Annotated in this window: 19 protein-coding genes; 8 read left to right on the top strand and 11 right to left on the bottom strand. The window is 67.3% G+C overall.

Features of this window, described 5'->3' with window-relative positions:
• Positions 1 to 269 precede the first annotated feature (269 nt).
• A complete protein-coding gene (locus tag ABE483_RS11025) occupies positions 270 to 1,418 on the bottom strand; it encodes a YifB family Mg chelatase-like AAA ATPase (protein ID WP_346481702.1) in 1,149 nt (382 codons plus the stop codon).
• A 160-nt stretch (positions 1,419 to 1,578) separates the two neighbouring features.
• On the opposite strand from ABE483_RS11025, the gene yidA reads away from it, so the two are divergent.
• Positions 1,579 to 2,418 (top strand): sugar-phosphatase, encoded by an 840-nt coding sequence (yidA, locus tag ABE483_RS11030; protein ID WP_346481703.1) that lies wholly within the window; start codon positions 1,579 to 1,581, stop codon positions 2,416 to 2,418.
• Between the two features lie 23 nt (positions 2,419 to 2,441).
• Here the strand turns inward: yidA and ABE483_RS11035 are convergent, their stop codons facing one another.
• Positions 2,442 to 2,705 (bottom strand): accessory factor UbiK family protein, encoded by a 264-nt coding sequence (locus ABE483_RS11035; RefSeq protein WP_313212448.1) that lies wholly within the window; start codon positions 2,703 to 2,705, stop codon positions 2,442 to 2,444.
• A gap of 126 nt (positions 2,706 to 2,831) precedes the next feature.
• On the opposite strand from ABE483_RS11035, the gene ABE483_RS11040 reads away from it, so the two are divergent.
• Positions 2,832 to 3,170, top strand: a complete 339-nt coding sequence (locus tag ABE483_RS11040; protein WP_070472404.1) for a P-II family nitrogen regulator — start codon at positions 2,832 to 2,834, stop codon at positions 3,168 to 3,170.
• 30 nt (positions 3,171 to 3,200) lie between these two features.
• Here the strand turns inward: ABE483_RS11040 and ABE483_RS11045 are convergent, their stop codons facing one another.
• Together ABE483_RS11045 and ABE483_RS11050 are read right to left on the bottom strand one after the other, a co-directional pair.
• Positions 3,201 to 3,854 carry an RIO1 family regulatory kinase/ATPase gene (locus tag ABE483_RS11045; RefSeq protein WP_313212449.1) on the bottom strand — a complete coding sequence of 218 codons (654 nt, stop codon included), beginning with the start codon at positions 3,852 to 3,854 and terminating at the stop codon, positions 3,201 to 3,203.
• A gap of 200 nt (positions 3,855 to 4,054) precedes the next feature.
• Positions 4,055 to 5,011 (bottom strand): alpha/beta hydrolase, encoded by a 957-nt coding sequence (locus ABE483_RS11050; RefSeq protein ID WP_313212450.1) that lies wholly within the window; start codon positions 5,009 to 5,011, stop codon positions 4,055 to 4,057.
• 217 nt (positions 5,012 to 5,228) lie between these two features.
• Between ABE483_RS11050 and ABE483_RS11055 the strand changes: the two genes are divergently transcribed.
• The gene (locus tag ABE483_RS11055; protein ID WP_172407521.1) at positions 5,229 to 6,134 is read left to right on the top strand and encodes an aspartyl/asparaginyl beta-hydroxylase domain-containing protein; all 906 of its coding nucleotides are present in this window, start codon (positions 5,229 to 5,231) and stop codon (positions 6,132 to 6,134) included.
• Between the two features lie 270 nt (positions 6,135 to 6,404).
• Here ABE483_RS11055 and speE read toward each other — a convergent pair whose 3' ends face one another.
• Positions 6,405 to 7,259, bottom strand: a complete 855-nt coding sequence (gene speE / locus ABE483_RS11060) for a polyamine aminopropyltransferase (RefSeq protein ID WP_313212452.1) — start codon at positions 7,257 to 7,259, stop codon at positions 6,405 to 6,407.
• 191 nt (positions 7,260 to 7,450) lie between these two features.
• On the opposite strand from speE, the gene speA reads away from it, so the two are divergent.
• Both speA and ABE483_RS11070 read left to right on the top strand, forming a co-directional pair.
• Entirely contained in the window at positions 7,451 to 9,340 is a 1,890-nt protein-coding gene (gene speA / locus ABE483_RS11065) for an arginine decarboxylase (protein WP_346481704.1), read from the top strand.
• Positions 9,341 to 9,434: 94 nt separating this feature from the next.
• On the top strand, positions 9,435 to 9,758 hold the full coding sequence (locus tag ABE483_RS11070; protein WP_346481705.1) for a DUF6122 family protein: 324 nt from the start codon (positions 9,435 to 9,437) through the stop codon (positions 9,756 to 9,758).
• A gap of 216 nt (positions 9,759 to 9,974) precedes the next feature.
• Here the strand turns inward: ABE483_RS11070 and ABE483_RS11075 are convergent, their stop codons facing one another.
• From ABE483_RS11075 to ABE483_RS11085, 3 genes are read right to left on the bottom strand one after another with little or no spacing between them, the layout of a single operon-like run.
• Entirely contained in the window at positions 9,975 to 11,300 is a 1,326-nt protein-coding gene (locus ABE483_RS11075; RefSeq protein WP_313212455.1) for an ATP-binding protein, read from the bottom strand.
• Positions 11,297 to 11,959: a response regulator transcription factor gene (locus tag ABE483_RS11080; protein WP_123729931.1), complete on the bottom strand. Its 663-nt coding sequence runs from the start codon at positions 11,957 to 11,959 to the stop codon at positions 11,297 to 11,299. The genes ABE483_RS11075 and ABE483_RS11080 overlap by 4 nt, the downstream gene beginning before the upstream one ends.
• Positions 11,959 to 12,201, bottom strand: a complete 243-nt coding sequence (locus ABE483_RS11085) for a PepSY domain-containing protein (RefSeq protein WP_346481711.1) — start codon at positions 12,199 to 12,201, stop codon at positions 11,959 to 11,961. The genes ABE483_RS11080 and ABE483_RS11085 overlap by 1 nt, the downstream gene beginning before the upstream one ends.
• Before the next feature lie 198 nt (positions 12,202 to 12,399).
• Between ABE483_RS11085 and ABE483_RS11090 the strand changes: the two genes are divergently transcribed.
• Positions 12,400 to 12,834: a PepSY domain-containing protein gene (locus ABE483_RS11090; RefSeq protein WP_313219401.1), complete on the top strand. Its 435-nt coding sequence runs from the start codon at positions 12,400 to 12,402 to the stop codon at positions 12,832 to 12,834.
• Positions 12,835 to 12,916: 82 nt separating this feature from the next.
• Here ABE483_RS11090 and ABE483_RS11095 read toward each other — a convergent pair whose 3' ends face one another.
• The 3 genes from ABE483_RS11095 to ABE483_RS11105 form a co-directional block, all read right to left on the bottom strand.
• Positions 12,917 to 13,441: a hypothetical protein gene (locus ABE483_RS11095; RefSeq protein WP_346481706.1), complete on the bottom strand. Its 525-nt coding sequence runs from the start codon at positions 13,439 to 13,441 to the stop codon at positions 12,917 to 12,919.
• Between the two features lie 98 nt (positions 13,442 to 13,539).
• Positions 13,540 to 14,751 carry an FAD-dependent oxidoreductase gene (locus tag ABE483_RS11100; protein WP_346464469.1) on the bottom strand — a complete coding sequence of 404 codons (1,212 nt, stop codon included), beginning with the start codon at positions 14,749 to 14,751 and terminating at the stop codon, positions 13,540 to 13,542.
• 7 nt (positions 14,752 to 14,758) lie between these two features.
• A complete protein-coding gene (locus ABE483_RS11105) occupies positions 14,759 to 15,253 on the bottom strand; it encodes a lipocalin family protein (RefSeq protein WP_123729936.1) in 495 nt (164 codons plus the stop codon).
• A 183-nt stretch (positions 15,254 to 15,436) separates the two neighbouring features.
• On the opposite strand from ABE483_RS11105, the gene ABE483_RS11110 reads away from it, so the two are divergent.
• Entirely contained in the window at positions 15,437 to 15,685 is a 249-nt protein-coding gene (locus tag ABE483_RS11110; RefSeq protein ID WP_313212460.1) for a hypothetical protein, read from the top strand.
• An 82-nt stretch (positions 15,686 to 15,767) separates the two neighbouring features.
• Positions 15,768 to 18,218, top strand: a complete 2,451-nt coding sequence (locus ABE483_RS11115; RefSeq protein ID WP_346481707.1) for a DUF3772 domain-containing protein — start codon at positions 15,768 to 15,770, stop codon at positions 18,216 to 18,218.
• Positions 18,219 to 18,352: the final 134 nt, after the last annotated feature.

Below are 18,352 nucleotides of genomic sequence, written 5' to 3' on the forward strand. Positions count from 1 at the left end.
TGGAAGTAGTTACGACCATCGACGCGTCAGGACATGGGTTCAGCCGCGTATTGGAACTCGAAATGTCCTGTCCAATGGGTCTACCCGCTTAGAGGGGCCTCCTCCAAGAAAGCGTTGAGTGCGATCTCTGCCATCGGCCGTCCCACCTTGCCGCTTTAGCTGTTCGGTGTCTATCGCGTGAGCCTACTGGTACGCGGCCTGATGGCGTGGCTCGGTCAAGCCTGGGCTGCCCTCTCGCCGCCAGTTGCGTATACAACCAGAGCATGTTCCTAGACCAAGTTCACAATCAAGTGATCTGAAACTCTCTTGGACAGGCCCTTAACGTCACGACACTGTGTCACGTCAGGTGTAGCAAGCGGCAGCTTCATGTCATAGGTACACGGGCACGGATTCATGGCCGCAACGAGCTGGAACCGGGCAGGAAAGCGCTCGGTGCGTGCCGCGCGGCTGACCACGGCAACACCCGATTCGATCGGCTCGCGCATGACTTCCAGTGCATGCCGGCTCCACTCGGGGAGTTCGTCCAGAAACAGCACCCCATTGTGTGCCAGCGAGATCTCGCCTGGCCTGGGATGCGAGCCGCCGCCGATCAGCGCCACCGCGCTGGCGGTATGGTGCGGCGCTCTATAGGGCCGCTGCCGCCAGCGCCCCGCATCAATGCCTTGGCCGCTGCATGACGCAATGGTCGCCGCTTCCAGAGCCTCGAGCTCGCTGGCCGCGGGCAGGATGCCGGGCAGACGCGACGCCAGCAGCGTCTTGCCGCAGCCCGGCGTGCCGAGCAGCAACAGGTGATGTCCGCCGGCGGCGGCCACTTCCAGCGCCCGCCGCGCCTGCAGCTGGCCGCGCACATCGCGCAGGTCGGGGATGCTGACCGGCAGGGGGTCAGCGGCCACGGCGGGTGGCAGCGTACCGCTCTCAAGGGCGCTGCAGACCTCCAGCAGGGTGCGGGCGATGCGTACGTCGGCATGCTGGGCCAGCGCGGCTTCTTCGCTGTTCGCGGCGGCGACGATCAGGCTGCGGCCGTCCCGGGCGGCAGCGATCGCAGCAGGCAGAACGCCGTCGACCCCGCGCAGTTCACCGGTGAGGGCCAGCTCGCCCAGGAACTCGAACCTGTCCAGCGACTGCGCATTGATCTGACCGCTGGCGGCGAGGATGCCCAACGCGATGGCCAGATCGAATCGCCCGCCCTCCTTGGGCAGATCGGCCGGGGCCAGGTTGATGGTGATCCGCCGCTGCGGAAACTCGAAGCGAGCGCAGATCAGCGCGGCGCGCACGCGGTCGCGTGATTCCCGCACGGCCGCGGCCGGCAGACCGACGATCTGGGTATGCGGCAACCCGCCGGACAGGAATACCTCGATCCGCACGGCCGGCGCTTTGACGCCGGCGCGGGCACGGCTGTGCACCAGCGCGAGGCTCATGCGGTTGTTTCCGGGGTCTGCGGCATGCCAGGAACAATGGCAGGGCACGGAGACCGCAATCCATCAGCGCTTGCCCCGCCGTGGGGTAGGCAAACGTTGGCGCAGTGTCCAGGCACTCCCGCTAGACTGGATGCCCCCACGCACCACGCCGTCGAACACCATGGATATGCACCACCGCTCCGGCCCCATCGAACTGGTCGCCATCGATATGGACGGGACCCTGCTCGATCCCGCGCACACGCTTACGCCCCGGGTCATGCAGGCCATCGCCCGCGCCCGCGCGCAGGGCGTCCAGGTGGTACTGGCCAGTGGCCGCCCGGTGTCGGGGATGGCACCGTTCCTGCAGCAGTTGGGGATCGAGGGCGAGCAGGAGTACTGCATCGCCTGCAATGGCGCCGTGGTGCAGAACATCGGCAGCGGCCAGCGCGTCATCGAGTTTCCGCTGAGTTTCGAGGACTTCGTGTTCTGCGAGCGGATCTCACGCGAGCTCGGTATCCACTTCCAGGCGCTTGATGGGCGGCGCATGTACACGCCCAACCAGGACATCAGTATCTACACGGTGGCCGATTCGCACCTGTCGAACGTGCCACTGTCGTATCGCCGGGTGGCGGACATGGACCCGGCCATGCAGTTCATCAAACTGATGATGATCGATGAGCCGGCCGTGCTGGATGCCGCCATCCAGCGACTGCCCTCGGAACTGACTGACCGCTTCGCGGTGCTCAAGAGCGCGCCGTTCTTCCTGGAGGTGTTCGACCACCGGGCCGGGAAGGGACCGAGCCTGGAAAAGCTGGCCGCGCACCTCGGCGTGGACCGGGCCAACGTGATGGCGGTGGGCGACCAGGAGAACGACCTGACCATGCTGCAGTTCGCCGGCACCAGCGTCGCCATGGGCAACGCGATTGCGGCGGTCAAGCAGACTGCGCGCTTCGAGACCGCGACCAACGCCGACGATGGCGTGGCGTTGGCGATCGAGCGGTTCGTGCTGCAGGACGCGTAAGCAACGCGCCGTCCGAGCCTGACTTATTCGCGCGGCGCAGCCGATACACCCCGCGCTTCCAGCTCGGCCACCACCTTCTCCAGCGCCTCCAGCTTCTCGCGCGTGCGCAGCAGCACGGCACGCTGCACGTCGAATTCCTCGCGGGTCACCAGGTCCAGCTTGCCCAGCCCAGCCTGCAGCGCGGTCTTGAAGGTGGCCTGCAGTTCTTCGCGCGACTGGCGCAGGCCCGGGGGGACCATGTCGCTCAGGCGGCGGGCGAGGTCATCGAGGTGGTTGAGGTCGATCATGCTGCGGCTCCGCGGGGTATGCGCCAAGGATAAGCCGCCACGCTGCCGGCGGCACGGACCGCGCGCATCGCGTTCACCGGCGGACAGGCGTTATCCTCGCAGCCTGAGAGACAGGAGTGCAGACGGATGAAGATGGTCATGGCGGTGGTCAAGCCGTTCAAGCTCGACGACGTGCGCGAAGCGCTGGCCGAGCGCGGCGTCACCGGGATCACGGTCACCGAGGTCAAGGGCTTCGGGCGGCAGAAAGGCCACACCGAGCTCTACCGCGGGGCGGAGTACGTGGTCGATTTCCTGCCCAAGGTGAAGATCGAAGTGGCCGTCGTCGACAACCAGGTCGAGGAGGTGGTGGAAGCCATCGTCAAAGCCGCCGGCACCGGCAAGATCGGCGACGGCAAGGTGTTCGTGTACGACCTGGGCAGCGTGGTGCGCATCCGCACCGGTGAGCTGGACGCCGACGCGCTGTAACGCGCGCCGGCATTCCCAGGCCGCCCGCTGTCAGGCGTGGCCCTTGAACCAGCGGTAGAAGCGCTTCCAGGCCACGCGCACGCCGGCCACCCAGCGCGGGTCGGCCACCTGGGCCGCCTCGGAGGGGCTGGGACGCTCGCCGGTCAGGCGCTGGCGCATCTTCAGCAGGTTCTTCATGTCGCTGCGGCGCAGCTGGCGCGAGACCGGGTGCACCGGCAGCCAGCGCGGGCTGCGCCAGGCCGAGGTGAAATCCACCAGCACCGGCACGCCACCGCTGACCATCACGTTGGTGCCATGCAGATCGTTGTGGGTGATGCCGGCGGCATGCAGGCGGGTGAGCGCGTACTGCAGCTGCTCGAAGACCTCGATACCGACCGACTGGGCCGCGCTGAGGGTCTGGCCGGGAATGAACTCCATGCCCAGCGCGAGGCCACCGATGGTGCCGAGCAGGGCCGGCGCGTGCTTCCAGCCGCTCAGGCGCTGCAGGATGCGCGCCTCGCGGCGGACCAGCAGGCGGGCGATCGGCGACAGCGGGGTGCCGCGATACCGGGTGTAATCCTTGACCACCGCGGGCTGGCCATTGAGGCAGGTGCGGTAGACGTCAGGTTCCAGGAGGCGTTCGCCGCGCTTGAGCAGCTCGGCGGGGGCGGTGTCATCGACACACGGGGCAACAATTGTGTTCATAGGGGTCTGTGCGACCCGGCGGTCGGCGCAATGCGTCAGGCGTACCGGTGCTGCTTACTGTGGGGAACTAAAGATTTCGTTAATTTTAGTACTCGCCAGTACACGAATCCAGATGATGTCGGAGAAATGTCGTAGCGCAGCGTGGAACAGTTCGTCACGCTGAAGCGGACAATCTTGTATCGTTTGGAATAATTTCGTTTTCAATCAGTTGCTTGGGTAGCGGGCGATTGAGCAATGCGTTGAAGGAACGGCAGGAGTGCGTCGCGCAGCTGGTCCAGACCGGGCTGTTCGATCGGGAAGTGACCGCACGCCTCCAGCAGTACCCGCTGGCGCGGCGCGGCCAGCCGCTCGAAGAAGCGGTCGCTGATCTGCACCGGCGTCCACGCGTCGCACGCGGGATGGACCATCAGCACCGGGCACCGGGTGAACCGCTCAGGCTCCACGGCCGGCGGGGTGTCGAACAAGGACGCGAGCAGGCCCAGTGGTACCCGGTTGCCGCCGCCTAGCGGGTCGCGGCAGACCAGCGCTGACAGCGCGGGATCGCGCGACATCCGGTCCATGTGGGTAAACCAGCGAACGGGGAGGCGGAGGCCCCGGGTGAGGCGGCTCAAGGGCCGCAGGGTGGGCAGCAGCCGACGCATCCAGGGCTGGCGCACCAGTGCGGCCTGTACGATCGGATCGCGCGGGTCGGCCAGGGTGGTGGCCACCAGCCCGCGCACCCACGGCGATTCGGCGGCCACCAGATACGCCAGATAGCCGCCAATGCTGGCACCCAGCAGGACGAAGGGCCGTGCACGTTGGGATTGCTCGGCCTCGATAAGTGCCAGAAGGCTGCGCTTCCACGCCGCGTAGTCCACCTGTGACCAGGGCGCCGGGCTGAGCCCATAGCCCGGCAGATCAGGGGCCAATACTTCATGGCCTGCCACCGCCAGCCGCTGTGCCAAGGGCGCGAACATCCGCCCGTAACCGCCGGCGCCATGCACCAGCACCACGCTCAGCGGGGCATCGGCCGGGCCATGGCGATCCAGCTGCAGCGCGCCGAAGGGACCTTCAATGCGCTCCGCACGTGCCGCCACAGCACCGGCTACCGGGTCGAAAAACCCTTGGTAGGCTTGGCTGAGGGCGGGGTAGGGATCGAAGGCGGCCGGACCGTGCATCGGGACAGTCTAGGCGGTCTGTTCAGCCACGCTGCGCTGAACGCCGCCCACCTCGTGCTTGACCGCGACGCGGGCGCTGCCGACCATATGCTGTTGCTCGCGACATCGGCGGCCGCCCCTCCCCGGCACGTCCCCGCCTCCTGCCGCCCTATCGATGCCGGTCACTGCCGTGCATCGCCCCCACCATTTCGGGTCCGGCCATGCCGGAGGAAGACTGATGATCAAGATCGTGCTGGCAGGGCTGTTCATCGCCTGCGTGCTGTACATCCATTACCGCGGCAAAGTGCGTGCGCGCTGGTCGCGCCAGCTGCTGGACCACTCCAGCTTCATGGCCCCGATCAACGTGATCATGTACGCGTTCTCGAAGGTACCGACCACGCCGTTCCTGGATCCGGGCAAGGAATTCCCGCAGCTCGAGCCGCTGCGCCAGAACTGGCAGATGATCCGCGACGAAGCGCTGGCCCTGCGCGACGCGGACAAGATCGCCGCGTCCAGCACGTTCAACGATGCCGGCTTCAACTCGTTCTTCCGTCGTGGCTGGAAGCGCTTCTATCTGAAGTGGTACGGCCCCTCGCACCCCTCGGCCAAGGCGCTGTGCCCGAAGACCACCGCGCTGCTGGAATCACTGCCGGACGTGCGTGCGGCGATGTTCGCCCAGCTGCCCTCGGGCAGCGAACTGCGCCCGCACCGCGATCCCTTCGCCGGCTCGCTGCGTCTGCACCTGGGCCTGGCCACGCCGAACGACGATGGCTGCTACATCGTGGTGGATGGCATCAAGAAGAGCTGGCGTGATGGCGAGTGGATGATGTTCGATGAGACCTACATCCACCACGCGCACAACGAGACGCCGGACGACCGCGTGATCCTGTTCTGCGACATCGCCCGCCCGCTGCGCTTCGGCCTGCCGGGCCTGTTCAACCGCGCGGTGGCGTCCACGCTGCTGGCCGGTGGTGCCTCGCCGAACCTGCCGGGCGACCCCACCGGTGGGGTCAACAAGGCGTTTGGCGGCGTGTACAAGGTGCGGCTGAAGGCCAAGGCGCTGCGCGAGCGCAGCGTGGTGGCCTACCAAGTGATCAAGTGGGGCCTGGTGGTGGCGGTGATTGCTGGGATCTGGGCGATCTGAGGCCTTGGGGTTCAGGGGGTTGCCGGCCAGCGGCCGGCACTACCGGAAACGCAAAAAACCCGCGCTGTCGCCAGCGCGGGTTTTTTGTTTGTCCGCATGCATCGCGGTTTCAGGGCGCACCGACCAACGGTCGGTGCCTACCCCTTCATTGCCGGGGCCGGCCGATCAACACCCGGGCCGAAGGCGACCGGTAGAGCCGACCGGTAGAGCCGACCGTTGGTCGGCTGGCCGCGCGAAGCGCGGCAACGATCGACACCGACGCTTGACGCATCAGCCCTTCAGGGCTGCCGCCACGAACGGCGGGGTGACCAGCACGCCGGTGTGCAGCGCGGCGGTGTAGTACAGCGTGTCGAACGACTTGCCAGCCGAATCGGCCTGGCGGAAGTCGAAGCTGCTCTCGCCCTTGCGGGCCAGGGTCACGCTCCACCAGCCGGTCGGGTAGCACGGCTGCGGGAACGGCAGGGTCTTGAACGAACCGAAGCCGGCCTTGCCCATCTCGGTGCGCATTTCGTTGATCAGGTCCAGCTGCATCAGCGGCGATTCGGACTGCTGCACCAGGATGCCGTCGTCCTTCAGGGCCTTGAAGCAGCTCTCGTAGAACGCCTTGTTGAACAGGCCTTCGCCCGGGCCGACCGGATCGGTGGAATCCACGATCACCACGTCCACGCTGCCCGCCGGGCAGTTGGCCATGTAGGCCACGCCGTCGTCGAACATCAGCTCGGCGCGCGGGTCGTCGTTGGAATCGCACAGCTCCGGGAAGTGCTTGCGGGCCATCACGGTGACCTGCTCATCGATGTCGCACTGGGTCACGCTCTCCACGCCTTCGTGCTTGAGCACTTCGCGCAGGGTGCCGCAGTCGCCGCCGCCGATGATCACCACGCGCTTGGGCGCGGCATGGGTGAACAGCACCGGGTGGCTGATCATCTCGTGATAGAAGAAGTTGTCCTTGCTGGTCAACATGATGGCGCCATCGATGGTCATCAGGTTGCCCCAATCGGTGGTCGCGAAGATCTCGATCTTCTGGAACGGCGACTGCACTTCATCCAGCTTGCCGGTCAGGCGGTAGCCGATGGCCGAGCCGGTGCGCTCGAAATGCTCGATGTACCAGTTGTTGTTGTCAGTCATGGAATAGCAGTCCTGTTCGGAAGGGTGTTGGAGCCGGGCTGGCGGCGGTGCCGCGTGGCGCAAGCCACGTCCGGACGGGTTGCCCGTTCAGGTTTCAAGCCTGAGCACGGGCGCGGGCGCGCATGATAACGGAGCTGTCGCCACATAGGCGTTATCATGCACCCCCTTTTTTACCAACCAGGCCCACTGAAATGACCGATTGGTCCCTCGACCAAGCCCGCAAGACCTACTCGATTCCGCATTGGGCGGATGGCTACTTCGACGTGGATCAGGCAGGACACATGGTGGTGAGACCGACTGGCCAGGACGGCCCGGTGGTGTCCTTGCCCAAGATCGTGGACGCCGCCCGCGAGGCCGGCGCCAAGCTGCCGCTGCTGGTGCGCTTCCCGGACATCCTGGGCCAGCGCCTGGGCAAGCTGCAGGCCGCGTTCGCGCAGGCCCAGGCCGACTGGGACTACCCGGGCGGCTACACCGCCGTGTACCCGATCAAGGTCAACCAGCACCGTGGCGTGGCCGGCACCCTGGCCAGCCACCATGGCGAGGGCTTCGGCCTGGAAGCGGGCAGCAAGCCCGAGCTGATGGCCGTGCTGGCGCTGTCGCGCCCGGGCGGGCTGATCGTCTGCAATGGCTACAAGGACCGCGAGTACATCCGCCTGGCCCTGATCGGCCGCAAGCTGGGCCTGCAGACCTTCATCGTGATCGAGAAGCCGTCCGAGCTGAAGCTGGTGCTGGAGGAATCCAAGGCGCTGGACGTCAAGCCGGGCCTGGGCGTGCGCATGCGCCTGGCCTCGCTGGGCGCGGGCAAGTGGCAGAACAGCGGTGGCGACAAGGCCAAGTTCGGTCTTTCGCCGCGCCAGCTGCTGGACCTGTGGAAGTCGCTGCGCGATACCGAATACGCCGACTGCCTGAGCCTGCTGCATTTCCACATGGGCTCGCAGATCTCCAACGTGCGCGACATCGCCAACGGCATGCGCGAAGCCACCCGCTACTTCGTGGAACTGTCGCGCCTGGGCGCGAAGATCACCCACGTGGACGTCGGCGGTGGCCTGGGCGTGGATTACGAAGGCACCCGCTCGCGCAGCTTCTGCTCGATCAACTACGGGCTGAACTCCTACGCCAGCAACATCGTGCAGCCGCTGGCCAATGCCTGCGAAGAACACGGCCTGACCCCGCCGCGGATCGTCACCGAGTGCGGCCGCGCGATGACCGCGCACCACGCGGTGCTGATTGCCAACGTGTCTGAAGTGGAAGAGGCGCAGGAAGGCCGCGTGCCGGACCAGCACGACGACGAGCCGGCGGCGATCCGCCACCTGCGTGAGATCCATGCCGAGCTGGACGAGCGCCCGGCGGTGGAGCTGTTCCAGGAAGCGCAGCACTTCCATGCCGAAGGCCTGTCCAGCTATGCGCTGGGCCAGATCGATCTGCCGCAGCGTGCGCGCATCGACGACCTGTTCTACGCCATCGCCCATGCGGTGCGTGCGCGCCTGAGCTACGACGAGAAGAGCCATCGCCCGGCGCTGGACGAGTTGAACGAACGCCTGGTGGACAAGTATTTCGTCAACTTCAGCGTGTTCGAATCGATTCCCGATGCGTGGGCGATCGACCAGGTGTTCCCGATCGTGCCGATCGAGCGCCTGAACGAACAACCGCAGCGCCGCGGCATCATCGCCGACATGACCTGCGATTCCGATGGCATGGTCAAGACCTACGTCGAGAACGAGAGCCTGGACAGCTCGCTGCCGCTGCACGCGCTGAACCCGGGCGAGAGCTACCGCATCGCGTTCTTCATGGTGGGCGCGTACCAGGAAATCCTGGGCGATATCCACAACCTGTTCGGTGATACCGATGCGGTGGAAGTGCTGGCCGATGCCGATGGCTACGCGATCACCCAGCAGCGCCGCGGCGACACCACCGATGTGATGCTGGATTACGTGGGCTACAGCCTGGCCGACCTGCGTGCCAGCTATGCCGAACGCGTGGCGGCGGCGAAGCTGTCGCCGGAGCGCGCGCAGGAGCTGTCCGAGGCATTGGAAGCGGGTCTGACCGGCTACACCTACCTGTCCGACGAGCCCCTGGCGTAAACCGGTGGCGACGGGTGATGGCCTTCGGGCCTCACCCGGCCGTCCGTAGCGTCGGGCACTGCCTGGCGGCCCCCTCAAGGCACCTGGAAACCCCATGAGCGCCCGCGCGATCTTTCATCTGTTCCTGCATGCAGCCGTGCCGGCGGTGCTGGCGTGGATGTTCTGGCGCAAGCGTTTCATGTCCGCCTGGATGCTGATGCTGCTGGGCTGGATCATCGATCTGGACCATCTGCTGGCCGACCCGATCTACGCCCCTAACCGCTGCAGCATCGGTTTCCATCCGCTGCACACTGCACCGGCGATCGCGGTGTATGCGGGGCTGTGTGTACCGAAGAAGACGCGCCTGTTCGGGATCGGGCTGATGATCCACATCGTGCTGGATGCCATTGATTGCTGGTGGATGCACCAGACCCGTTGAACCACCGGTCCCCCGGTAGAGCCGACCGTTGGTCGGCTGACGCGCACCTGGGCGCGTTCGGGTGCTCGCGAAAAGCAGCCGACCAACGGTCGGCTCTACCAGCGGTGCGCGATTTCTCCCGGTAGAGCCGACCGTTGGTCGGCTGGCGCAAACCTGGGCGCGTTCGGGTGCTCGCGAAAAGCAGCCGACCAACGGTCGGCTCTACCCGGTGGCTGGTCAGCCGGCCGGCAACGTCAACGTCGCCCGCAACCCCGGCGCGCCATTGGCCAGCACCAGCGTCCCGCCGTAACTCTCGGCGATGTCCGCCACGATCGACAATCCCAGCCCGCTCCCCGAAGCACGCTCATCCAGCCGCACGCCGCGTTCCAGCACACGCTCCAGCTGCTCTGGCGGGAGTCCCGGACCATCATCGGCCACGGTGATGCGCAGCTGCGTACCCTCCCGTGCCACGTCCACGCGCACTGCCTGCGCGGCCCACTTGCCCGCATTGTCGAGCAGGTTGCCCAGCATCTCTTCCAGATCCTCGCGCGCACCAGCGAACACACCCGCGGTGTCGCTGTCGCACGCAAAACGCAGCCCGCGCGCGGCATGCACGCGCTGCATCAGCCCGCACAGTGCGCTCACCACCGGTGCCACCGGCGTGCGCTGCTGGCTGTCCGCGCCCAGGCCTGCAGCGAGGTAACGATCGATGCTGGCCTGCATGCGCGCGGTCTCGCTGCGCAGGGTCTGCCGCCAGTCGCTGCCGTCGCCCTCGGCCTCGGTGGTGAGCACGGTCAGCGGCGTCTTCAGCGCATGCGCGAGGTCTTCGGCGCTGCGGCGTGCGCGCACCACCATGCGCTGGTGATGATCGAGCAGCGCGTTGAGCTGGCCGGCCAGTGGCGCGACTTCCTTCACCAGGCCCTGCTGCGGAAAGCGTACGTTCTCGCCGTTGCGGACCTGCCCGGCAATGCGGCCCAGTTCGGCCAGCGGCCGCAGGCCGTAATGCACCTGGGTGACCAGCACGCCGAACCACAGCGCGATCAGCACGGCCAAGGCAAGCGCGGTGCGCTGCCGGAAGCTGGCGACCTGGGCATCCAGCGGGCTGCGGTCGGTGGCGACCATCACGATCACCGGCGCGGCGGCGCGGGGCAGGGTGACCTGCTGGGCCAGCACACGCAGGGATTGCTGCAGCGGGCCGCGAGCATCGAAGGCCTGCGCAGGCCCCGGTTGCAGTGCGCTCGGCGCGGCCAGCGAGCCGTCCCAGAGCGAGCGCGATTGCCCCAGCGGGCGGCCCTGCGGGTCCAGCACCTGCCAGTAGTCGCCGGAGAACACACGGCGGTAGCGCTCGTCGGCCAAGGTGTCGCGCCACTGCAGCTGGCCGTTGGCATCGCTCTCGGCCAGTGCCAGTACCGCGATCAGATCGTTGCCCAGGCGCTCATCCATCGCGGTGCGCGCCGAACGCTCGAACATCGCGCCCAGCCACCACGTGGCCAGTGCCGAGACCAGCACCAGGCCCAGGCCACCGGCGACCAGCAGGCGGGTGCGCAGCGAGCCGGTGGTCATGGCGTCGCCGAGAGGCGGAAGCCCTGGCCGCGATGCGTGTGGATCAGCTCGCTGCCGAGCTTGCGGCGGATGCGGCCGATCAGTACATCGAGCGTGTTGGAATCTGGATCGAAGCCGTCTTCGTAGACGTTCTCGCCCAGCCGGGAACGGCTCAACACCGTGTCCGGGTGATGCATGAAGTAGCTGAGGATGCGGTGCTCCTGCGCGCTGAGTGCCAGGGGCGCGCCGTCCAGCTCGAAGCGGCCGGCGTTGACGTCCAGCACCAGCGGGCCGCACTGCAGGCGCGGATGCGCGTGACCGGCACTGCGGCGGATCAGGGCGCGCAGGCGCAGCAGCAGTTCTTCGGGCTGGAAGGGTTTGGTCAGGTAGTCGTCGGCACCGGCATCGAAGCCGGCCAGTTTGTCGTGCCAGCGGGCGCGGGCGGTCAGCACCAGCACCGGAAAGTCGCGCCCGGCCTGGCGCCAGCGTTCGATCACGCTCAGCCCGTCCAGGCCCGGCAGGCCCAGATCGACCACGGCCGCGGCGATGTCCTCGATCTGCCCCTGGTACTCGGCATCCCGGCCCTCCGCACTGTGGATGACCACATAGCCGGCCTCTTCCAGCAGCGTCTGCAGCCGGCTGGCGAGCAGGGCGTCATCTTCGGCGAGCAGCACGCGCATCAGTCTTTTTCCATCTTCAGCAGGCGGCCGGTGGCGGCATCGTAATCCAACTCCATCACCACGCCCTCCGGGCCAAGGATCTCGATCTCGTACTTTCCGTCATCCAGTTCCACCTCGATCAGCTTGCCGGGGTAGCGACGCAGCGCGTCGGTGACGACCTGCTCCAGCGGCACGAACCGGCCCTGCCGCACCGCCTGGCGAACGCTGTCCTGCTGATGGCTGCCACCGTCGAGGACCCGCATCGGGTCCTGCGGGGCGAGGGTCAGCAGCAGGGGCAGGATCAGGGACAGGGCAGACATGCGGGCACGCAGGCGAAGGGCAGGGCACCGGTATACCCGGGCTGTCTAAACAGTATCTAACAGTCGCCCTCATGGTCCGGTTAGGCGCGGTGCCCAGACTGGCGGTGCCGGAATGGACCGGTGCCCCCCTCAAGGATTCCCATGAAGACGATGATTGCCGCTACCGCCCTGGCCGCTGCGCTGTTCGCCACCCCGGCCTTCGCCGCCAACCTGTCGGCTGCCCAGGTCCAGGCCAAGCTGAGCGCGGCCGGCTACACCCAGGTGCATGAGCTGGAGCACGACGATGGCGTGTGGGAAGCAGACGTGACCCGCAAGGATGGCACGGTCGATGAAGTGATCATCGATGACACCAAGGGCGAGATCTTCGATCCGCGCGATGGCCGCGCCGTGCTGGACGCCGGGCAGATCCTGGCGCTGGCCGGCAAGGCCGGGTTGACGCAGATCGACTCGCTCGAGCGCGATGGCGCCACCTGGACCCTGGATGCGCGCAATGCCCGCAACCAGCGCGTGGAAGTACGCATGAGCGGTCACGACGGCCGCGTGCTGGCCAGCAAGCGCGATGGCTGGTGGGACTGATCCGGCCGCGCCACCGCGCGCTGGATGTACGAACGGCCGGGTTTCCCCGGCCGTCCGCGCATGTGCCTGGGGGCGGCAGCGCTTACCAGCGCGCCGGGTAATCCCAATAGCCCGGGCCGCGGCCGTAGCCGCCGTAGCCGCCGTAGCCGCCGTAGCCATCGAAACCGTCGTAGCCGTACGGGCCGAAGAAGCCGGGGCCCTTGCCCTCGCTCACCCGGATGTTGACGTTGACGTTGCGGGTGTTGCCCTCGTCCGTGGTGTAGTTCTTGCTCAGATTGAGCTCGGCCGCGTTGTAATGGCTGTTGCCGTAATTCTCCGAATAGCCGATGCCGGTGGTGAAGCTGCCGTTGACCCGCAGCTTGTCATCGGTCACGTGGGCGATGCCGTTGGCGGCCCGGTCGGTGGAACGCCGGCCGGTGCGGTCACCGTAGAACGTGCCCGGCGGATCGCCGCGCAGCGACTGATCGCTCAGGTACTGCAGGGGGGCGTCCGGGATGCTCAGGTCCAGCCCGGTCGAGGACTGCGGGCCGGTGGCGCCTGCGGCAGACTGGGCCAGCGCCACACCGGGCAGGGACAGGCACAGCAGCAGGGGAAGCAGGCGGATCATGAGAGGCTCCGGAGCAGACAGGCGGGACGGCCGACAGCGCTGACGCTAGCAGCCGTAGTTTGAATGATGCCTGTCATGGCGTGCGTTGCAAGGGGAACTCAGCCCAACCGGTCAAATCCGAACAGCGTGGACAGCGGATGCCGGCGGCGTTCGATCTGCGCCCGCAGCAGTCCGGCGCCGATCATCGAGTAGGTGATCCCGTTGCCGCCGTAGGCCATCGCGAACAGTACCCGTGGCCCCCATTGCGGGTGCGGGCCAAAGAACGGCAGGCCATCGTGGGTCTCGGCGAAGGTGCCGCCCCAGGAGAAGGCCGGCTGCAGCGGCAGGTGCGGGAACAGTTTGGCGGTCTTCTTGAGCAGCTTGCCGGTCTTGCTCTCCACCCGCCGGTCGCGCCGCGCCGGGAGATCGATGGCATCGTCCTCACCACCGATCAGCAGCCGGTGGTCGCCGGTACTGCGCAGGTAGAGATAGGGGCGTGCCGATTCCCAGGCCATCGTCTCGCGCAGCGGGCCGAGCAGGTCCGGGTGGATCGGATCGGTGATGAAGGCATAGCTGCTGCGGTTGCGGGCCACCGAGGGCTTCAACCAGCGCTGCCCGGCATAGCCGGTGGCCAGCACCACGTGGCGGGCACGGATGCGCGCGCCGCCCAGGGTGGTCGCGGTGACGCCGCGCGGGGTCGGGGTGAGCGTATCCAGCACGGTGCGGTCATAGACGCCGCAGCCGCGCGTGTGCAGCCGCATCAGCAGCCGGTAGGTGAGCCGGTAGGGGTCGATGCGTGCGGCGAGCGCACTGAGGATCGCGCCCGGTGCGCGGATACCGTACTCGTCTGCGACCGCCTCGCTGTCCAGCCAGCGCACATCGAAGCCGTGCCTGGCACGCAGCGCGCATTCTTCAACCAGTACGGCCTGATGCCCGCGCTTGCTCGCGTAATACAGGCTGGCCATGCGGTGGCAATCCACGTCGCGGAACGGCGCGGCCACCGCGCAGATGGCCGGGATCGCCTCGGCACAGGCCTGGTAGGCCTGCACGGCGGCGTCCTCGCCATAGCGTTGGGCAAGATCGATGAGATGGGTGTCGATCTCGTACTGCAGCAGCGCGGTGCTGGCCGCCGTGCTGCCCCAGCCGATGTCGCGTTGTTCGATCAGGGCCACATCGTGCCCGTGCGCGCACAGCTCGTCGGCGATCAGCGCGCCGCTGATGCCGCCGCCGACTACCAGCACCTCACAGTTGAGATCTTTCTCCAGCGGTGGAAACGCATGCATCAGGCCGTTGCGCACGGCCCAGAACGGGTATCCGCTCTTCAGATCCATGGCAGCCTCAGGCGGTGGGGTGGCCGGTGTGCGGGGTCTGGATCAGCTCCGTCAGGTCAAAGCCCTGCAGCCGCGCCTGGGCCAGGTAGTGCTCCTGCGTGGTGCGGTCGAGCGTGGGGGTGCGCGAGAGCAGCCAGAGGAACTTGCGGTCCGGGCTGCCGACCAGCGAGACGCTGTAATCCGGGGCGATCTGGATCACCCAGTAGTCGCCCTTGGTGAAGGGCAGCCAACGCAGGCCTTTGGGCAGGAAGCTGACCTCCAGCCGCGCGGTGTCGTTGTCCACGGGGCAGGCTTCGCCATCGGCTTCCTCGATCTCGTTGCCCATGCGGCAGCGGTTGACCACGGCGACATGGCCGTTGTCTTTCAGGCTGTAATGCGCGGAGACATCCGTGCAGCCTTCCGGCTCGTGCTTCATCGGCAGGCGGGCGATCTCGTACCAGGTGCCCAGGTAACGCGGCAGCTTGAGGTCGGGAACGGTTTTCAGGTCGGGCTGTGTGGTCATGGGCAACGGCTGGTGGGAATGCGATCCCACGATGCCGGGGCTGCTGCCACGGCCGGGTGAAGCCGGGGCGAGTGCGGTGTCGAGAACGCTGCGTTGTCGATGCGTCATGCTCCGGCCGCGTGGGCGGCGCTATGCTGGGGCGGGGCGCCGCGGGCGCTTCTTTCAACAGCGATGGAGATGCGGATGTACCAGCTGATTCTGCTCAAGAGCGAAAATGGCGTTGCCCGCCAACAACGGGAGACGGCCGATGATGTGGTCGACCATGAAGGCGTGACCTACACCCTGCGCGCCGGGCCGCGGCAGCCGCTGCCGACCGATCATGCCTGGGACGAGATCGCGGTCTACGCGCCCGAAGAGATCACCGAGGAAGAGTTCCAGGACTGGTATGCGCGCCTGCAGCCGCAGGTCGAAGAGCTCCGCCTGAAGTACTGAGGGGCCGCATACCTGTTCTGAACGGGGCCCGGTTTATAGTCGCGGGCAGGCGCGGTGGTCCGCGCGAACCGTTGGTGCTGGCGTGTCGCTTCGTCATTCTTCGTTTGTGGTGCGGTCGTTGTCGTGGCTGCTGTTGTTCGCCTGGCTTGGCGCCGCGCCGGTCGCTCTCGGGCAGGCCACGGATCCGCCCCCGGATACGGCCAAACAACTGGTCCAGGCCGAAAAAGCGCTGCGCGCCACCAGTGATGCGCTGGAGGATGCGGGCACCACTGAAACCCTGAAGGCGCTGTCCGACCGCGCCCTGGCCGTCCAGCGCGATGCCGACGGCCTGCAGAGCGCCCTCGACCCGCAGCTTCAGCAGGTGGATGCGCGGCTTGAGCAGCTTGGCCAGGTCGCCGAGGGCACCGTCGAGCCGCCGGAAGTGAGCCGGCAGCGCAAGACGCTGAACCAGCAGAAGGCCGACATCACCGCGCAGATCGCCCGCGCCAAGCTGCTTTCAGTGGATGCCAAGCAGCTCGGCGAGCGCATCGAGAAGATGCGGGTCACCCAGTTCAGCGAACAGCTGAGCCGCAAGGTCGCCTCACCGCTGTCGCCTGCGCTGTGGCGCAGCTTCGCCAAGGATGTGCCGGACGATGTGCACCGCCTGGCCATTCTTTATCGGCTGGGCGAAGACGCGGCCCGCAAGGCCATTGCCAAGCATGGCTGGAACGCGCCCTTGATCGGGCTGGCGGTCGCACTGGTGATGTTCTTCCCGTTGCGGCTGTGGCTGCGCGCGCTGGGGCGCCGCTTTGCCGCCTCCGAGCGTGCACCCGATGGACGCCTGCGCCGCTCTGGCCTGGCGGTGTGGCTGCTGCTGGTCGGCACGCTGTTGCCGGGCCTGGCGGCGGTGGCGCTGGTGGAGTCGCTGGATGCGATCGGCGCGATCCCGCCGCGCCTGCAGCAGGTGGCCGAGACGTTCGAGATGGCCACCTTCGTGGCGGCTTTCATCGCTGCGCTCAGCGCCTGTCTGCTGGTACCCAAGCGCCCGTCGTGGCGGCTGCTGCCGCTGGATGACAGTGCGGCGTTGCGGCTGCGCAAGTACGCGTGGGGCGCGGCCGGCCTGACCTGGCTGAGCATCATGCTGGCTGCCCTCGACCATGCAGCCCGCACCAGCGAGGTGACCACGGTGGCCGCCGATGGGTTGATGGCGCTGACCTACCTGGGGCTGATCATCGCGATCCTGATCTCGCTGGCGCGCATGCACAACCGCCAGGCGGCCGAGGCCGCCGAGGCCGAAGCACGGGCCGATCCCCGCGCCGGTGGCGATGGCAAGGTGCGCGGGGCGCCTCGCCGCAGTGGCTGGATCGTGCTGGCGCGCCTGGTCGGCCACATCGCCGTGGCTGCGGCGGTGATCGCCACACTGCTGGGGTATCTCAACTTCGCGCTGTTCGTGGCCCAGCAGCTGGTCTGGGTCGCGGTGGTGTTCATGGCGGTCTCGCTGCTGCTCAAGTTTGCCGATGACCTGGCCACCTGGGTGCTCGCGCCCAGCAGCCGTGCCGGGCAGACCATCGTGTTGACCACCGGGCTCAGTGAGTCGCGGGTGGAGCAGGCCGGCGTGCTGCTCTCGGCGGTGCTGCGGGTCGGGGTGATCGTGCTGGGCGTGCTGATGCTGGCCGCGCCATTCGGCAACCTCAACGCTTTCCTCGGCGGGCTGGACTCGTTGTCCGGCGGCCTGAAGATCGGTGAGACCACGCTCCGGCCGGGCAGCGTGCTGTATGCGGTGCTGGTGTTCCTGGTGGTGTGGGCGGTGATGCAGACCTTCCAGCGCTGGCTGAGCGACACCTATCTGCCCAAGACCGAGCTGGATGCCGGTGCGCGCAACTCGATCAGCACCGTCACCCGTTATCTCGGCATCATCGCCGCGGTGCTGTGGGGCGTCACCGCGCTGGGCATCGGCCTGGAAAAGCTGGCGCTGGTGGTCAGTGCGCTGTCGGTCGGTATCGGTTTCGGTCTGCAGGCGATCACCCAGAACTTCGTCTCGGGCCTGATCCTGCTGGCCGAGCGGCCGGTCAAGATCGGCGACTGGGTCAAGCTGGGCGACCAGGAAGGCGACATCAAGCGGATCAGCGTGCGCTCGACAGAGATCCAGGTCGGCGACAAGTCCACCTTGATCGTGCCCAACTCCGAGCTGATCACCAAGACCATCCGCAACATGACGATGGGGAACGCGCAGGGCCGGATCCAGATCCAGTTCTCGGTGCCGTTGAACACGGACGTGGCCGCATTGCGGCAGATCCTGCTGGATGCCTATACCGATCACCCGGGCGTGCTGAGCGACCCGGCACCGTCGGTGTTCATCGACTCGATCGCCAATGGGCAGATCGCGATCAACAGCTTTGCCTACGTGTCAGGCCCGCGTGCGGTATACGGCGCGCGCAGCGAGCTGTACTTCACGGTGCTGCAGAAGTTTGCGGCGGCCGGGATCGCGTTGTCTTCGCCGACCGATATCCATCTGGTGCGGGATCCAGCGGCGACGCCGGACCCGGACGCATAACAAGGCCGGCAGGTACCGGCCGCTGACCGGTACCGTCGCGATCCAGGTAGTGCCGGCCGCTGGCCGGCAGCGCCCAGAGCCAGGTAGTGGGGGGCCCCGGGGGGGCGCGGCCCGAAGGAAAAAGAACCCCGGGA

The sequence above is a fragment of the Stenotrophomonas sp. TWI602 genome (assembly GCF_039674045.1).
Lineage (GTDB): Bacteria > Pseudomonadota > Gammaproteobacteria > Xanthomonadales > Xanthomonadaceae > Stenotrophomonas.

What these genes read in the sequence shown, in the direction of transcription:
- ABE483_RS11050 (WP_313212450.1), bottom strand. Translation starts at nt 5,011, where the DNA reads ATGCACGGTCCGGCCGCCTTCGATCCCTACCCCGCCCTCAGCCAAGCC.
- ABE483_RS11040 (WP_070472404.1), top strand. Translation starts at nt 2,832, where the DNA reads ATGAAGATGGTCATGGCGGTGGTCAAGCCGTTCAAGCTCGACGACGTG.
- speA (WP_346481704.1), top strand. Translation starts at nt 7,451, where the DNA reads ATGACCGATTGGTCCCTCGACCAAGCCCGCAAGACCTACTCGATTCCG.
- yidA (WP_346481703.1), top strand. Translation starts at nt 1,579, where the DNA reads ATGGATATGCACCACCGCTCCGGCCCCATCGAACTGGTCGCCATCGAT.
- ABE483_RS11095 (WP_346481706.1), bottom strand. Translation starts at nt 13,441, where the DNA reads ATGATCCGCCTGCTTCCCCTGCTGCTGTGCCTGTCCCTGCCCGGTGTG.
- ABE483_RS11110 (WP_313212460.1), top strand. Translation starts at nt 15,437, where the DNA reads ATGTACCAGCTGATTCTGCTCAAGAGCGAAAATGGCGTTGCCCGCCAA.
- ABE483_RS11075 (WP_313212455.1), bottom strand. Translation starts at nt 11,300, where the DNA reads ATGACCACCGGCTCGCTGCGCACCCGCCTGCTGGTCGCCGGTGGCCTG.
- ABE483_RS11055 (WP_172407521.1), top strand. Translation starts at nt 5,229, where the DNA reads ATGATCAAGATCGTGCTGGCAGGGCTGTTCATCGCCTGCGTGCTGTAC.
- ABE483_RS11085 (WP_346481711.1), bottom strand. Translation starts at nt 12,201, where the DNA reads ATGCGGGTCCTCGACGGTGGCAGCCATCAGCAGGACAGCGTTCGCCAG.
- ABE483_RS11090 (WP_313219401.1), top strand. Translation starts at nt 12,400, where the DNA reads ATGAAGACGATGATTGCCGCTACCGCCCTGGCCGCTGCGCTGTTCGCC.
- ABE483_RS11080 (WP_123729931.1), bottom strand. Translation starts at nt 11,959, where the DNA reads ATGCGCGTGCTGCTCGCCGAAGATGACGCCCTGCTCGCCAGCCGGCTG.
- speE (WP_313212452.1), bottom strand. Translation starts at nt 7,259, where the DNA reads ATGACTGACAACAACAACTGGTACATCGAGCATTTCGAGCGCACCGGC.
- ABE483_RS11105 (WP_123729936.1), bottom strand. Translation starts at nt 15,253, where the DNA reads ATGACCACACAGCCCGACCTGAAAACCGTTCCCGACCTCAAGCTGCCG.
- ABE483_RS11025 (WP_346481702.1), bottom strand. Translation starts at nt 1,418, where the DNA reads ATGAGCCTCGCGCTGGTGCACAGCCGTGCCCGCGCCGGCGTCAAAGCG.
- ABE483_RS11045 (WP_313212449.1), bottom strand. Translation starts at nt 3,854, where the DNA reads ATGAACACAATTGTTGCCCCGTGTGTCGATGACACCGCCCCCGCCGAG.
- ABE483_RS11035 (WP_313212448.1), bottom strand. Translation starts at nt 2,705, where the DNA reads ATGATCGACCTCAACCACCTCGATGACCTCGCCCGCCGCCTGAGCGAC.
- ABE483_RS11100 (WP_346464469.1), bottom strand. Translation starts at nt 14,751, where the DNA reads ATGGATCTGAAGAGCGGATACCCGTTCTGGGCCGTGCGCAACGGCCTG.
- ABE483_RS11070 (WP_346481705.1), top strand. Translation starts at nt 9,435, where the DNA reads ATGAGCGCCCGCGCGATCTTTCATCTGTTCCTGCATGCAGCCGTGCCG.